Below are 11,696 nucleotides of genomic sequence, written 5' to 3'. Positions count from 1 at the left end.
ATGTTTGCGGGCATCGACATCGGAACCTCGGGCGTCAAGGCGATCCTCGTCAACGACGATCACCAGGTGCTCGGGACAGCGACGAGAAACCTCTCCGTAACACGCCTGCAGGACGGATGGTCCGAGCAGCACCCGGACGAGTGGTGGGACGCTTTGTGCGCTGTTTTCGATGAACTTGCGGCGGTGCGGCCTGCCGAGATGGCAGCGCTCAGCGGCATCGGTCTGTCGGGCCAGATGCTGGGCACGGTCCTCATCGACAAGGACGACCGGCCGGTCCGGCGCGCGATCCTCTGGAACGATGGACGGGCGGTCGAGGAGGCCCGTCGCTTGCAGGTGGCCGTGCCCGACATGGGGCAGCGCTCATGCATCGATCCCGATCCCGGCTTCGGCGCTCCGAAGCTGATGTGGTTGGCACGGCACGAGCCGGAGACGATCGAAAAGGCCGACTGCCTTCTCCTGCCGAAAGATTATGTGCGGCTGAAGCTGACAGGAGAGCGGGCCAGCGAACCCAGTGACGCCAGCGGCACGCTTCTCTTCGACAACCGCCGGATGGCCTTCGCATCTGATCTCGCCGAGGCAGCAGGCTTCGCGCTGGAAAAATTGCCGAGGCTCATCAATGCCTGGGAGCCGGCGGGCGAGCTGCGGCGCGAACTATGTGAACGGTGGGGCATCCAGGGACCCGTCGTCGTTGCCGGCGGCGCCGGCGACAATTTGGCCTGCAAGATCGGCGTCGGCGCGGCCCGTCCCGAACGCGGTGTCCTGACGATCGGCACCTCGGGCGTTCTGTGCGTTTCGACGCCGACATTCCGGCCAATCCCCGGAAAAGGCGTGCAAACCCCGCCACACGCCGCCCCCGGCCAGTTTTCCTCACAAGGCGTCGCCATGAGCGCGACCAGCGCCGTCAACTGGATGGCGACGATCATGGGGACGCACGAGGCCGAGCTGGACGGCCAAGCCGAGACACTTCTTGAGAACGACCCCCAGCGGATCGCCGGTGCGCCGGTGATCCTGCCCTACCTCGACGGCGTGCGCACACCGCACAAGAATGCGCGCCTGCGCGGACTGGCGGACATGCTGTCACTCTCGACAACGCGGGAGATGTTGGCTTGGGCGGTCTTCGAGGGCGTTGCCTTTCATTTCGCGGAAGTGGTCCAGACCCAGCGCGACCACGGCATAACCTGCTCGCAGTTGCAGGTGGTCGGCGGCGGATCGCAGTCACGTATCTGGCCGCGCATGATCGCCGCCTTGTATGGCATACCGATCATTCTCTCTAAGGGCCGTGCGAATGCGGCCGCGATGGGGGCCGCAAAGCTGGCGATGGCCGCCGCATATCAGCCGGAAGATCCGCTAGACCTCCTGGCGGCAGAACCTGAGCTCGACCGCATGATCGAGCCGGAACCCGATCTCGCTGCCCTTTTAGGCGATCGGCGCGCAAAATACGAAAAGCTCAGGGATACGGCGCTGGATCGTGTCACCTGAGCGCTCAATAGGAGCGCGGCGGCTTATCTGAGGCCGACACCTGAAGCGTATTATAGGCCTCATAGGCGGCCAGCACGGCTTCCATCTGCGCCGTATGAGCGAAGACGAAAGCCTCTCCGTAGATCGTCTCGTCGGGAAACTCCGTTATCAGCGTCATCGGCACCGCATGACGATCCTCTTCGCCGATCAGGCAGGGAAAGCCGTTGACCATGGTGTACCCGGTCTCGCCGGCGTGCGTTTCAAACAGGAAGAGTTGTTGCCGGTTGTAATCCATCAGCCCCGGAAGAGCGGCAAGCCTCGCGGTCACGGCGTCGACGAGCTTCAAAGCGGGTTCGCGCCAACCCTCGTGATGGCGCATGATCAGAAAGAAGCCCTTGGGAATCGTCCACGTCTCGAAGTTTCGCGGAATGTAGCCTGAAAGCGGACGCGTCCATTCGTGCGACGGGTAGCCGTGCAGGTTGATGTAGAGTTTCGCATCCGTGAGCCTCAACGCTTCACGCCGTGCGGCAAGTTCATGCAACGGCTCGCTCACCCGATATTCGATATCGTCTCCAAATGCGGTATAGCGGGCCGCATGGAGCATGTGACGCGGCTGATGCGCGCTCAGGCGCTGATGGAGGGCATAGCCGTCAGGGTTCTCGAGCGGGATGACGGCGAAATGCGTGCCGGGCCGCGCGGCAAGCGCATCGGCTGCCCGCAGCGCCCCCACCACGCCCGATGTCTCGTTGCCATGTTGACCTGCGCTGATCAGCACGGCCGCTTCCGTTCCGCGACGATAAACCCCCTGAACCGCCCGTCCGGCGCGGGAGCGCGCCTCGAAACCCGTTCCGCCGCGCGCGGCAAGCTCATACTGGATCTGGGCAATACCCAACGGGGCGGATGCAGTGGCGAGCGGCTGACGGGGAACGACTGCCTCCCCGGTCGTCAAGGGTTCGACGCTAACCCGCACCCGCAGCGTGTCACCGTATGCGCGGACATCGGGAACGATCTGTCCGGGTTGGAAGGTCCTGTCCCCGGCCGTGCGTCCCGCATGGTGCTGAAGAATCTGCAGGAGCGAAAAACAGACATCCTCGTGCAACGCCTCATGAAGGCTCACCGCCTCGTCGCCGCAGTCAAGCGGCCGCTCCTGCCCCGGCAGATCGATCCTGATGCGAAGCTCCTCGAAATAGGGCTCGTGCGCCGGCCAGGAATGCGTGCCGACGGCGGTAATCACGAGCTCAAACGCGCTTTCGTAATCGGTCGCAAGACGGCAGTCCGTGTCGCTGCCGTCCTTTCCCCCGGTGATCTTGAGCCAGCCTGTCGGTGAAAGCAGGGTTTGTCCGAGCGGATCGACATGAAGCCGGTTGGGAGCGAAAATGCGATGCTCCTCCACCGCTCCATCCTTCCGGACGAGGGTGAGGAAATACTCCAGCCCGTCCTGGTCGCTGGTTTCGAAGACGGTCTCCGCATCCTTGAGGAGGGCGGCGAGAGGATAGGCCTCCAGGAGAAAGCGTCGGCCCGGTGCGTTCGGATGACGGGGATAGCGGATCGTGACGCCCGACAGGGCGGCCAGGTCCACCTCCTCCAGAAAGAAATGCAGAAGCGGTTTGTAGGCACTGCGCAGGCGGGCTTCCACGCCGGCGGCCGCAAGCCGGTCTTCGCACGCGCGCCGTGCGGCTTCATCCTCGAAGAGCCACGCTTCAACCCGAGCTCCGCGATAGGCAGGCCGCGTCAATTGGGAGACGAGGGTCTCCAGCGTTCGTGGAATTGTTTCGTCTAGGATCATCGAGAAGGATCGATTACTCGCAACGCCAATATCAGAGCCGCGCCTTCGTGCTGTGGGGTGTGGCCAGGAGCAGGCTTGTCTCGCTGGCCATGATACCCGGAATCAAGCGAATGCGCCGCAGCACGGCGTCCAAATCGGCGAGGGCCGCTGTGCCGAGTTCGACTATGATGTCCCAGCGTCCATTGGTTGTGTGGATCGCCGAGACCTCCGCAAGTCCGCTGAGCGAATGGATGACTCGATCTGCCATACGCCCCTCGATCTCCACCATCATGATGCCGCGCACGGGAGAATCGACCGCATCCGCGCGCAGGACGACGGTGTAGCCGATGATGGCGCCTGACTGCTCGAGACGCACCATGCGCGCGCGCACCGTAGCCCGCGATACGCCGAGATCGAGCGCCAGGTCGGATATGCCCCGCCGCGCGTCGTGGCGAAGAAGCGTGATGAGACGTTCGTCGATCTGATCCATCGTTAGCCGATATGGTGGCGATCATTGCCAAATCGGTAAATAGTTTCGATATATATGTCAAATTGGCTTGTTCATTCTGACGGTAAATCGAGATCGAATGGCGGGCGTTCGCAACATTGGCGGAGTTGGGCGATGCACTGCAAGATCCTGGGCATACCCGTTCAAGACGGGGCTGGCCGGATGGGCTGCGAGATGGGGCCGAGCGCGTTGCGGACGGCGGGTCTTGTCGCGGCGCTGACCGATCTCGGACATGAGGTGAGCGATCTCGGTACCGTCACACCAGCACCGCCGCAGCCGCTCATCCACGACAACACTGCGCTTCGTGCGCTGCCGGAGATCGTCGCCTGGACAACCGCCATCGCCGAGGCGGCGTATATGGCAAGCGGCGAGGGTATGCCCATCTTTCTGGGTGGTGACCACAGTATTTCCGCGGGATCGGTCTCCGGCGTCGCGCGGCGTGCGGCCGAGATGGGACGGCCGCTCTTCGTCCTGTGGCTCGACGCCCATCCCGATTTCCACACACTCGAGACCACGGCAAGCGGCAATCTGCACGGCGTGTCGCTTGCCTATGCCTGCGGCCAAAAGGGGTTCGAAGGCTATTTCCCCAAGCTGGCGGCGCCGGTCGACCCGCGCCATGTCTGCACCTTCGGCCTGCGAAGTGTCGATCCCGCCGAGCGCCAGGCGCTTGCCGCCGCCGGTGTCACCGTGCACGATATGCGCGCCATCGACGAACACGGCGTGGCGTCGCTGCTCCGCACTTTTCTGGAGCGGGTGGCGGCGGCGAACGGCCTCCTGCATGTCAGCCTCGACGTCGACTTCCTCGACCCGTCATTCGCACCGGCGGTCGGCACCACCGTTCCCGGCGGCGCTACCTTTCGCGAGGCGCATCTGGCGATGGAGATGCTGCACGACAGCGGCCTCGTCTCCAGTCTCGACGTCGTCGAGCTAAACCCATTCCTCGATGAAAGAGGGCGCACGGCAACCCTTCTCGTCGACCTCACGGCAAGCCTGATGGGCCGCCGCATCATGGATCGCCCCACAAGGAGCCACTGATCCCATGGCCGACCACCTCAACCTCGTACCCTTCGTCAGCGTGCATCACATGATGCAGCTCGTTCTCGAGATCGGCGTCGAGCGCTTCATGGACGAGCTTACCGCCTATCTCGAAGAGGATTTTCGCCGCTGGGAGAAATTCGACAAGACGCCCCGCGTCGCCTCGCACAGCCGCGAAGGGGTCATCGAGTTGATGCCGACGAGCGACGGCAGGCACTACGGCTTCAAATACGTGAACGGCCATCCGAAGAACACCCGTGAGGGGCGGCAGACCGTGACTGCCTTCGGCGTGTTCGCCGATGTCGGCAACGGCTACCCGCTGCTGATCTCGGAAATGACCATCCTGACGGCGCTCCGCACTGCGGCGACCTCGGCGCTTGCAGCGAAATATCTGGCGCCTAGGGGGGCGGATTGCATGGCGCTGATCGGCAATGGTGCGCAGGCCGAGTTCCAGGCCATGGCGTTCAAGGCGCTTCTCGGCATCCGCAAGCTGCGTCTCTACGACATCGACCGCGGGGCGACCGAGAAATGCAGGCGCAATCTCGCCGGCCTGGGCTTCGAAATGACGGCCTGCGCCAGCGGAGAGGACGCGGTGGAGGGAGCGCAGATCATCACCACTGCCACGGCCGACAAGCAGTATGCGACGATTCTGACAGATAACATGGTGGGTGCGGGCGTCCACATCAACGCCGTTGGGGGCGACTGTCCGGGCAAGACGGAGTTGCACCGCGACATCCTCCTGCGCTCCGACATCTTCGTCGAATACCCGCCGCAAACACGCATTGAGGGCGAAATACAGCAGCTCGACAAGGATCATCCGGTGGAAGAGCTGTGGCGCTTGGTTGCCGGCAAGGCTATCGGCCGGTGCGAGGCGCGGCAGATCACCCTGTTCGATTCAGTCGGTTTCGCCACCGAGGATTTTTCCGCGCTACGATACGTGCGCGACAAGATTGAACAGACCGGCCTCTACACCGAGCTCGATCTCTTGGCTGATCCCGACGAGCCGCGCGACCTCTTCGGCATGCTCCTGCGCTTCCCCGGCTCGTCCCTGCTGGCGCAAAGGGAGAAGGGCTTGATCCTGTAGGAGCCGTTCCAGGTGGACTACGGCAGGGTGCTGACCCGGATACGATCCAATACCTGGAGTGCCTCTTCGGCAAGCTCTCGTGTCAACGCGCCCGCCGGCAGGGGTCTTGCCAACGCCGCCGCCTGTCCGGCCCACAGCGGGGAGAAGCCGGTTGATCCCGCGGCCTCGGCCTTCTGTCGCAACGGCATCATCGCCGCCGTCGCGGTGGGAAAAACCGGCGCCTCTGCGTTCATGGGGCCGACCTCGCGCATGAAGCGGTTCATGATCCCGCGGGCTGGTCGTCCGGTGAAGATGTTCGTTAGCGCGGTCTGGTCGTCGCGCGCCGTCGATAGTGCTAAGCGGTAGCCCTCGCCAGCCAGCGATTCCGGGCAGCGCAGATAGGCGGTGCCGATCTGCACCGCCGTCGCGCCCAGCGCGAATGCCGCGGCGATCCCGCGCCCGTCGGCAATGCCGCCGGCGGCGATGACGGGAACGGACACGGCATCGACCACTTGCGGCACAAGGGCGAAGGTTCCCGGCTGGCATTCGATGTCCGAGCCGAGGAACACGCCGCGGTGGCCGCCGGCCTCGGCGCCTTGTGCGATAATCGCGTCGCAGCCGTGCGCTTCCAGCCACCGCGCTTCTTCGACGGTGGTCGCCGAGGCGAGGACGGTCGCTCCGCTCGATTTTACGCGGCCGAGGAGGGGCTCTTCCGGTAGTCCGAAATGGAAGCTCACGACCTCCGGTCTGAACTCCTCCACGATTTGACAGGCAGCCTCGTCGAAGGGCGTGCGCCCCGATCCGGTGGGTGCGGCGTCGGGGTCGAGATCGAGCTCATGATAATATGGCGCCAGACGCCGCCGCCATGCCGCCTCGCGCTCCGTGTCGGCGGCAGGTATGTGGCAGAAGAAGTTCAGATTGACCGGCCCGCGCGTGTTCTGGCGTATGATGTCCATCTCGGTGCGGATCTGGTCCGCACTCAGCATCGCGCATGGCAGCGATCCCAGCCCGCCCGCCTCGCAAACGGCTATGGCGAGCTCCGCGCCCGACGATCCCGCCATTGGCGCCTGGATGATGGGTAGCTTTATCGAAAAGAGGTCGAGAATTCGCGCGTCGGGCCACATGTGCTTTCTCCCCAGACCGAGTGTTCCTGTAGAGGATCGCACGGCCATAGGAGGCGTCAAGATGGATGTTCTCCTCCCGCAGTTGTGTCGTGCGGTGGGCGGAGCCATCCCGGCCAACTCGCGGCTTCAGCACGCTCAGTAGGCAACGGTAAACCTGGCCCTGCGGTGTCTCGGCCGCTCCGCTTCGTCGAGCAGCGCCACCGCCAAGTCCGCCACGGAAATTCCCGAACGGCCGGCGGCGTCGACAAGCAACTCGTCGCCGCCCAGCCGAAAGCGGCCGGTGCGGTCCCCCGGCTCTAGCAGTGCCGGCGGGCTTAGATAGGCCCAGTCTACTGCGGTGTCGACGCGGCAGACCTCAAGCTGGTCGCAGCACGCCAGCGCGATATCCCGAAAGCCTGCGGAGATGTATCGCGGATCGTCCACGAGGCAGCCGCCCGTATCGGGAACGATCAGGCTGCCGGCACCGCCGACGAGCAGCAGCCGCACGCCGGTGCGAGCGAGCCCGTCCAGAAGCGCCTCGGCAGTGGCAACCAGCTCGGGCTCGCTGCCAGATGCCGGGCGGGTGGCGCTGATCACCAGATCCTGGCCGGCGCTCAGAGTGGCGACATGATCGGCATTTGCGGCATTGCCGGAACGGGCGGTGGCCGCTGCGGGCAGGTCGGCGGACCGTGCAGGGTCCCGCGTGACCGCCGTGACATCGTGGCCGCGCTCGAGTGCCTCGGCCACGACGTGGCGCCCAACGTTGCCGGTTGCTCCGAAGACGGTGATACGCATCGGTCTAATTCCTCTCGGATTGGTTGGTGATGGAGGTGGGCGGGAGGCCGTCAGGAAGACGGCGCCGGCCGCCATCGGGACGATTTGGATGGCGTGCGGCGCAGCAGAAGCACGATCGCCAGTACCACCATCAGGCTGCCCGGCAGCCACTGCCAGCCTATGCGCTCGGGCTCGCCGGCAAACAGGAGCAGCATGGAGACGAACGGAACGAGATAGGTGTAAGCCGTGACCGCGCCGGGGGTCAGCACGGCGGTCGCCCGCTGCATCAGCCAGAAGGTGACGCCGCTGGAGAATACGCCCAGATAGGCCACCAGCAGGAAATCGAAAAGCGTCATGGAGGCGAGGGCCCTCGGCGCCTCCACGACCAGCCCCACCAAGCCGATCAGCACGCCGCCGGTAACCAGGCTCCAGAAGGTGCGCAGTGCGGCCCGATCGGAAAGCCAGCCCCGCGCCAGCCCCCACTTGCTCAAGACCGGGTACAGTGCGGAAGCCACGCAGCCGAGGAAGAATGCTGCTTCGGCGATGCCGAACTGCAGCCCGTCGAGCGCAGCGCCACTTTCCGCCAGGGCAAGCCCCATCGCGCCGATCGCGCCGAGAGCCAGGATGGCAAGCAGGCGCCACGCAGGGCTTTCCACGCCAAACCCGCGACCGAGGCAATAGGCGAGCAGCGGGACGCTGACATAGAGAGTTGCCATCGACAGCGCAGTGGTGCGATGCGCGGCCCAGAACATGGCACCGAAGAAGCCGGCAAGGCACAGTCCCATGACGGCATAGAGCGCGAGCCCAGGAACGTTCGGCCAACGATCGGGCGCCCGCCAGATGAGTGCTCCTATGGCGAGAGCAGCGATGGCAAAGCGGATCGCCGTTAGAAGCAGCGGCGGGAGCCCCTCGCTCATCAGGCCGACGGCCGGGAACGACAACCCCACGATCAGCGCCCACAGGAGCATTCCAGCGTGCGTGCCGCGTGCGCCTTGTGTTAACTCGGACATCGTCATCCGCCTCTCATTCCTGGCTCTCGTGCACCGCAAGGTGGGCGTTTCCCAACCAACGCAACTCCAAAGCTAATTGATCCTCTGCAACGGGATAATACGTTGTTGCATTCAGAGACTATTCACTGCCAGTGAAGAGTCTGCCGACACCGTCTGGTATGGCGCAATGGTTGCTACTAGCCGGCTCACCTGAGGTGAAGAAAGATGGATCGCCTGACCGCATTGAAGGTCTTTCGCCACGTGGTGGAGCTTGGCAGCTTTGCGGAAGCGGCGCGACAGCTCCGTCTCTCGCCCGCCGCCATCAGCAAGAACGTTGGCGAGCTGGAGGCTAATCTCGCCGTGCGGCTCCTCAACCGCACCACCAGGCGCATGAGCCTCACCGAGGCGGGCTCTCTTTATTACGATCAGGTCGCGCGCATCCTGGACGAGCTGGAGGAGGCGGACAGTTCGCTCGGGCCATTACAGGAGAGCCCGAGCGGTCTTTTGCGGGTCAGCGCGCCGGTGACGCTGACGTTGGTCTGTCTCTCAAAGGCGCTGCCGGGCTTCCTCGACCGCTACCTGAACCTTACCCTCGACCTGAGGCTCGATGACCGCAGGGTCAACATCGTTGAGGAAGGTTTCGACATTGCCATCCGCGCCAGCAGCAGCCTTGAGGACTCAAGCCTGATCGCGCGAAGGCTCACCACCATTCCGCATGTCGTCTGCGGCGCGCCGTCCTATCTCGAACGCTCCGGCACACCTGCGAGACCCGAAGACCTCACGCACCATAGCTGCATCCAATTCACCTTGTCGGGCCATGCCAATGAATGGACGTTCGAGAAGGCCGGCCGCCAAATCCGCGTCCCCATAACCGGCCGCTATAAGGTGACATCGAGCCTGGCCGTCCGCGATGCCCTGCGCGCGGGCTTCGGTCTCAGCCTGATCCCCTGGTCCTACGTTCGTGAAGACGTCGAGCAGGGGCGCCTGCGCACTGTTCTCGACGAGTGGTCGGCGGTCGCGCTTTCCGTCTACGCCGTCTATCCGTCGCGACGCCACGTCGTCCCCAAGGTGCGCGCCTTTCTCGACTTCCTCGTCGAGGAATTGGGCGAGGGGGTAAACCTTTAGCCGCCGCCTATTGGAGGAGCCTCGGCAGCAGCAGCGTGATCCCCGGGAAGGCGATGAGCAGCGTAACGCGGACGATCTCGGACGCGAAGAAGGGCATGACCCCCTTGAATGTCTCGCGCATAGGCACGTCCGGCGACAGGGAGTTTATGATGAAGACATTGAGACCGACGGGCGGCGTGATCAGCCCCAGCTCCACCACGACGAGGATGATGATTCCGAACCATATTTTCAGCTCTTGCGGTCCGAGACCGAACTCGAGGCCCGAGACGATGGGCCAGAAGAAAGGGATCGCCAGGATGACCATCGACAGGCTGTCCATCAGGCAGCCGAGGATCAGGAAGGCGACGATGATCATCACGAGAATGGCGAGCGCCGGCAGCGCGCTGTCGTGCAAGGCCGCCGCCGCTGCTTGCGGAACGCCGGCGCGTGCCATGAAGATCTTCAGCAGTTCGGCGCCCAGCAGGATGAGGAAGATCATGCCGCTGGTGCGTGCCGTCTCCAGGAGCGCGCCGCGGAACCCCAGCCAGTCGAGCCGCCCGCGCACAATGCCGTAGACGCCGACCAGGAAGACGCCGATGGCGGCGGCGGGCGTCGGATTATATATCCCGGCATAGATGCCGCCGATGACGATGCCGAAAATGACGATCACCGGAACAATGGCCAAAGTCGCCTGCAGGAGTTCGTCACGCGGCACTTTGTGGCCGGTGGGCCCGGCGCCCGGTATGGCCCAGACGTAGATTGCGATGGTGGCAATGAACAGCACCATCGCCAGGATGCCCGGCAGCAGGGCTGCGGCGAACATGGTGACGATGTTCGCCTCGACGATGATGGCATAGACGATCAGCACCACCGACGGCGGGATGAGGATGCCTAATGTGCCGCCAGCGGCGACCGTACCAGTGGCGAGCGCCGGCGAAAACTTGTAGCGCCTGAGCTCGGGCAGCGCCACCTGGCCCATAGTCGATGCGGTGGCCGTGGAGGAGCCGGAAAGCGCGCCGAAGCCGGCGCAGGCGGCGACCGCCGCCATCGCTACGCCGCCCGGAAAGCGCCCAAGCCAGGCGTTCGCCCCGCGGAAAAGATCGCTCGAAAGGCCAATCCGCGCCGCAAGCCCGCCCATCAGGATGAACATGGGAAGCACGGTCAGGTCGTAATTGGAGAACTGGGCGTAGGCCAGATCCTTGAGCTGGTTGAGCACGATTGCCGGCCCTGTCTGCAGCATTGTGCCGATGATGCCGACAAGGACCATCGTATAGGCAACCGGGACGCGGATGGCGATCAGGGCCAGAAGGGCAAGGAGGCCGGCAAGTCCGAGGGCAAAGCTGTCCATCATGGCGTTATGCGGTCATCCTTCAACGCTCGCCGAGCGGCAAGGCCGGTCTGCTGCGCATCACGCGCCAGCTGTTGAACGCAGTGATGAGCGCGGCCACCAGGAGGAGCACGAGTGAAACGAGGATCGGTGGGAAGGCAGTCCATAGCGGCAGCCGAAGCACTGGCGTTATCTCCGGATATTGCAGATAGCCGAGAAAACCGAGCCACATCTGCCTGAGGAGGAGGAGCGCGAAGGCTGCGGCAAAGAGCGCCGAGAGCATAGCCATCGCCGCTTTTTTCCCCTCGCTCATGTTTTCGGTGAAAATATCGACGGTCACGTTTGCGCCGGTGAGCTGGCAATAGGGCAGGAACATGAAGATGACGACCGCCACGAAATGCTTCACCAGCTCGTAGTCGGCCGGAAAGGGCGCCGCAAAGAGCAGGTTCGACGCCGCGCTCGCGGCGGTCATCACGGCAAGCCCGGCGGTGATCAGCCCGCCGAGCAATGCCCAATAGCGGATGAGGGAGGCGAGGAAGGATATCATCCTCGCCCCTTGGCCGCCGGGGT

General features: G+C 64.3%; 11 protein-coding genes. 4 read left to right on the top strand and 7 right to left on the bottom strand.

The genetic code is table 11. From position 1 onward, the window contains the following. Window positions 1-1,479, top strand: coding sequence for a xylulokinase (xylB, locus tag N5A92_RS22620; protein ID WP_260906514.1), 1,479 nt, complete (start codon window positions 1-3; stop codon window positions 1,477-1,479). A gap of 4 nt (window positions 1,480-1,483) precedes the next feature. On the opposite strand, the gene N5A92_RS22615 is transcribed toward xylB, so the two are convergent. Both N5A92_RS22615 and N5A92_RS22610 read right to left on the bottom strand, forming a co-directional pair. Further along, window positions 1,484-3,244, bottom strand: coding sequence for a M14 family metallopeptidase (locus N5A92_RS22615; RefSeq protein WP_260906513.1), 1,761 nt, complete (start codon window positions 3,242-3,244; stop codon window positions 1,484-1,486). 31 nt (window positions 3,245-3,275) lie between these two features. Continuing rightward, window positions 3,276-3,713, bottom strand: a complete 438-nt coding sequence (locus N5A92_RS22610; RefSeq protein WP_260906512.1) for an Lrp/AsnC family transcriptional regulator — start codon at window positions 3,711-3,713, stop codon at window positions 3,276-3,278. A 132-nt stretch (window positions 3,714-3,845) separates the two neighbouring features. Here N5A92_RS22610 and rocF point away from each other — a divergent pair, with 132 nt between their 5' ends. Further along, window positions 3,846-4,766: an arginase gene (gene rocF, locus N5A92_RS22605; RefSeq protein WP_260906511.1), complete on the top strand. Its 921-nt coding sequence runs from the start codon at window positions 3,846-3,848 to the stop codon at window positions 4,764-4,766. 4 nt (window positions 4,767-4,770) lie between these two features. After that, entirely contained in the window at window positions 4,771-5,850 is a 1,080-nt protein-coding gene (locus N5A92_RS22600) for an ornithine cyclodeaminase (RefSeq protein WP_260906510.1), read from the top strand. 17 nt (window positions 5,851-5,867) lie between these two features. Here N5A92_RS22600 and N5A92_RS22595 read toward each other — a convergent pair whose 3' ends face one another. The 3 genes from N5A92_RS22595 to N5A92_RS22585 form a co-directional block, all read right to left on the bottom strand. After that, on the bottom strand, window positions 5,868-6,953 hold the full coding sequence (locus N5A92_RS22595; RefSeq protein WP_260906509.1) for an NAD(P)H-dependent flavin oxidoreductase: 1,086 nt from the start codon (window positions 6,951-6,953) through the stop codon (window positions 5,868-5,870). Between the two features lie 135 nt (window positions 6,954-7,088). Next, window positions 7,089-7,727, bottom strand: a complete 639-nt coding sequence (locus N5A92_RS22590; RefSeq protein ID WP_260906508.1) for an NAD(P)-dependent oxidoreductase — start codon at window positions 7,725-7,727, stop codon at window positions 7,089-7,091. A gap of 50 nt (window positions 7,728-7,777) precedes the next feature. Beyond that, window positions 7,778-8,716, bottom strand: coding sequence for a DMT family transporter (locus tag N5A92_RS22585; protein ID WP_260906507.1), 939 nt, complete (start codon window positions 8,714-8,716; stop codon window positions 7,778-7,780). 204 nt (window positions 8,717-8,920) lie between these two features. On the opposite strand from N5A92_RS22585, the gene N5A92_RS22580 reads away from it, so the two are divergent. Beyond that, window positions 8,921-9,820 carry a LysR family transcriptional regulator gene (locus N5A92_RS22580; RefSeq protein ID WP_260906506.1) on the top strand — a complete coding sequence of 300 codons (900 nt, stop codon included), beginning with the start codon at window positions 8,921-8,923 and terminating at the stop codon, window positions 9,818-9,820. Window positions 9,821-9,827: 7 nt separating this feature from the next. Here N5A92_RS22580 and N5A92_RS22575 read toward each other — a convergent pair whose 3' ends face one another. Together N5A92_RS22575 and N5A92_RS22570 are read right to left on the bottom strand one after the other, a co-directional pair. Continuing rightward, the gene (locus N5A92_RS22575; protein ID WP_260906504.1) at window positions 9,828-11,150 is read right to left on the bottom strand and encodes a TRAP transporter large permease; all 1,323 of its coding nucleotides are present in this window, start codon (window positions 11,148-11,150) and stop codon (window positions 9,828-9,830) included. A 19-nt stretch (window positions 11,151-11,169) separates the two neighbouring features. Then, window positions 11,170-11,673: a TRAP transporter small permease gene (locus N5A92_RS22570; protein WP_260906502.1), complete on the bottom strand. Its 504-nt coding sequence runs from the start codon at window positions 11,671-11,673 to the stop codon at window positions 11,170-11,172. Window positions 11,674-11,696 lie beyond the last annotated feature (23 nt).

Source organism: Chelativorans salis (assembly GCF_025336525.1).
Classification (GTDB): Bacteria; Pseudomonadota; Alphaproteobacteria; order Rhizobiales; family Rhizobiaceae; genus Chelativorans; species Chelativorans salis.
The sequence above is the reverse complement of the archived record's forward strand: the minus strand, read 5'-3'. Positions and strand labels throughout refer to the sequence as shown.

Bases quoted from the DNA above. Each gene is read 5' to 3' on its own strand.
- N5A92_RS22575 (WP_260906504.1), bottom strand. From the start codon at position 11,150: ATGATGGACAGCTTTGCCCTCGGACTTGCCGGCCTCCTTGCCCTTCTG.
- N5A92_RS22610 (WP_260906512.1), bottom strand. From the start codon at position 3,713: ATGGATCAGATCGACGAACGTCTCATCACGCTTCTTCGCCACGACGCG.
- xylB (WP_260906514.1), top strand. From the start codon at position 1: ATGTTTGCGGGCATCGACATCGGAACCTCGGGCGTCAAGGCGATCCTC.
- N5A92_RS22585 (WP_260906507.1), bottom strand. From the start codon at position 8,716: ATGTCCGAGTTAACACAAGGCGCACGCGGCACGCACGCTGGAATGCTC.
- N5A92_RS22570 (WP_260906502.1), bottom strand. From the start codon at position 11,673: ATGATATCCTTCCTCGCCTCCCTCATCCGCTATTGGGCATTGCTCGGC.
- N5A92_RS22615 (WP_260906513.1), bottom strand. From the start codon at position 3,244: ATGATCCTAGACGAAACAATTCCACGAACGCTGGAGACCCTCGTCTCC.
- N5A92_RS22580 (WP_260906506.1), top strand. From the start codon at position 8,921: ATGGATCGCCTGACCGCATTGAAGGTCTTTCGCCACGTGGTGGAGCTT.
- rocF (WP_260906511.1), top strand. From the start codon at position 3,846: ATGCACTGCAAGATCCTGGGCATACCCGTTCAAGACGGGGCTGGCCGG.
- N5A92_RS22600 (WP_260906510.1), top strand. From the start codon at position 4,771: ATGGCCGACCACCTCAACCTCGTACCCTTCGTCAGCGTGCATCACATG.
- N5A92_RS22595 (WP_260906509.1), bottom strand. From the start codon at position 6,953: ATGTGGCCCGACGCGCGAATTCTCGACCTCTTTTCGATAAAGCTACCC.
- N5A92_RS22590 (WP_260906508.1), bottom strand. From the start codon at position 7,727: ATGCGTATCACCGTCTTCGGAGCAACCGGCAACGTTGGGCGCCACGTC.